This window comes from Methanosaeta sp. UBA356 (genome assembly GCF_002496465.1).
Lineage (GTDB): Archaea > Halobacteriota > Methanosarcinia > Methanotrichales > Methanotrichaceae > Methanothrix > Methanothrix soehngenii.
This window is the reverse complement of record NZ_DAKC01000022.1, coordinates 20,864-21,120: the sequence shown is the minus strand read 5'-3', so window position 1 is coordinate 21,120 and position 257 is coordinate 20,864. Positions and strand designations below refer to the sequence as shown.

General features: G+C 51.0%; 1 protein-coding gene. It reads left to right on the top strand.

Translation table 11 applies throughout. The features are described 5' to 3' along the window. The coding region (locus BP727_RS01315; protein WP_286857010.1) for a C1 family peptidase at window positions 1–257 on the top strand (257 nt) is incomplete at both ends.

The following is a 257-nucleotide window of genomic DNA, read 5'->3' as shown; positions in this document are numbered from 1 at the left end:
GGCAAGATCCCCTATCCCTGCAGCAATGAAAGCGTACAAGGCGGCCATGCCATAATTGCAGTGGGTTATGACGATAAGATGAAGATCAAGAACAGCAATTGCGGTGCCGAGACCACCGGTGCTCTCATGATAAGAAACTCCTGGGGAGAGATATGGGGCGACGAGGGATATGGATGGCTGCCATATGATTATGTTCTGACCGGACTGGCTGATGATTGGTGGACTCTCATAAAGGGATCATGGATTGAGACCGGGCA